At 68.8% G+C, this 1,813-nt stretch carries 1 protein-coding gene and 1 pseudogene; both read left to right on the top strand.

All coding sequences use genetic code 11. The annotated features are described in order from the left end of the window. A pseudogene (locus AB4Z47_RS30640) lies at positions 1-1,188 on the top strand (hypothetical protein); the annotation flags it as partial. After that, positions 1,185-1,813, top strand: a 629-nt coding sequence (locus AB4Z47_RS30635) for a SpnB-like Rossmann fold domain-containing protein (protein WP_441956195.1), incomplete at its 3' end; no start/stop codon positions are given. The pseudogene AB4Z47_RS30640 and the gene AB4Z47_RS30635, both read left to right, overlap by 4 nt.

The following is a 1,813-nucleotide window of genomic DNA, read 5'->3' as shown; positions in this document are numbered from 1 at the left end:
CCGGAGTATTGGGTGCGGCAGGTGCGGGGGTGTGTGCGGTTCGCGCCGGGTGTGGATGCGCTCGTCGAGGCTGGGGTGCGGCGGTTTGTCGAGGTGGGTCCGGATGCGGTGTTGGCCGCGATGACGCACGGGTGCCTGGCGCAGAACCCGGAGGTCGAGTCGCAGCCCACGCAGCCCACGCAGCCCACGCAGGCGACGCAGGCGACGCAGGCTACGGTGGCGACGCAGCCGTCGCAGCCCACGCAGCCCACGCAGCCCACGCAGCCCACGCAGGCGACGCAGCCCACGCAGGCGACGCAGCCCACGCAGGCGTCGCAGGCGTCGCAGCCCACGGTGGCGTCGCAGCCCACGGTGGCGTCGGTGGCGTCGCAGCCGTCGGTGGTGGCGTTTTCTCGGCGGGGCACCGATGAGGTGGCGCRGTTCGTCACAGCCTTGGCGCAGGCCCATGTCGCGGGTGTGCGGGTGGACTGGYCTGTGTTGTTCGCCGGTCGTGGGGTGCGTCGGGTGGCGTTGCCGACGTATGCGTTCCAGCATCGGCGGTTCTGGTTGCAGCCCGGCAGCGACTCCTCGGTGTCGCAGTCGTTGACCGATCATCCGATTCTGACGGGTGTGGTCGGGTTGGCGGGGACCGACGAGTGGTTGTTCACCGGCCGGTTCTCGGTGCGGACCCATCGGTGGATCGCTGATCACATGGCCCAYGGTGTGGTGGTGGTGCCGGGGGTGCTGTTACTCGAATTCCTCCTCGTCGCGGGTGGCCGGATCGGTTGCGAGGTGGTCGAGGAAGTCATTGTGCACTCACCGATCCGGCCCGGCGACGACGAGGTCGAGTTGCAGGTACTGGTGCAGGCCGCCGACGGGTCCGGGCGGCGTACGTTCGAGTGCTTTTACCGGAAGTCGTCGGACACGCAAACAGAATGGCAGCGCTACGGGACCGGTGTGCTCGCGGCGCGACCCMACAGTACCGAACTCGTCGAGGAGCAATGGTCGGGTGACGGGTGGGCTGGCGATTCGGCGTTGGTGTCGCGGTTGCGGGACGAGGACTGGCCGCCGGTCGACGCCGAACGCCTGGACGTGGACAGCGCGACCCTCGCCGCGCAGATCACGATGGATACCGGGCTCGGGTACGGTCCGGCGTTCATCGTGCACGTCTCCACAAACCAGCCCCCGACCGCCGGCCTACGGAGGTGACATCGCTTCGGGTCATCGCGGTCAAGACCGGAACCGACACCGTCGCCGTCGCGGCCGTCGACCCCGACGGCAACCCCGTCCTGTCCGTCGACGCGGTGCTGCTGCGTCCGTATGACGTCGAGGAATTCCGGCGCAGCCTCGTCGGTGACGAGGCCGGCCTCTACCAGGTGGGTTGGCAGGCTACCGCGGAATCGGTTGCGGGGGACACTCAGCCCGCACCCCGCATTGCAGTGCTCGCGGATACGAGCGTGTCCGGGATCGAGGACTCCTTCGCGCGGGTTACCGATGTTGTTGCGGCCGACCATATTCCGGATGTCGTTGTCTGGCGGGCGGGCGATCAGGCAGTCGACTCTCCGGATGCTGTCTGGCGGGTGAGTGGTGAGGCGGTCGAGGGTCCGGGGGTGGTGCGGGGGTGGGTGCACGCGACGTTGGGCGTGTTGAAGTCTTGGCTTGCTGAGGAACGTCTGTCGGGTGTCGGGTTGGTGGTGGTGACCAGGGGTGGTGCGGGGTTGGTGGGGGAGGTTGCGGATGTGGCCGCGGCGGCGGTGTGGGGGTTGGTGCGCAGTGCCCAGTCGGAGAATCCGGGGCGGTTCGTTGTCCTCGACGAGGATCCGGCCGAGTTGTT

It is taken from the genome of Nocardia sp. 2TAF39, from assembly GCF_052114905.1.
In the GTDB taxonomy this organism is placed as follows: Bacteria; Actinomycetota; Actinomycetes; order Mycobacteriales; family Mycobacteriaceae; genus Nocardia.
This window is presented reverse-complemented; position numbering and strand designations above follow the sequence as displayed.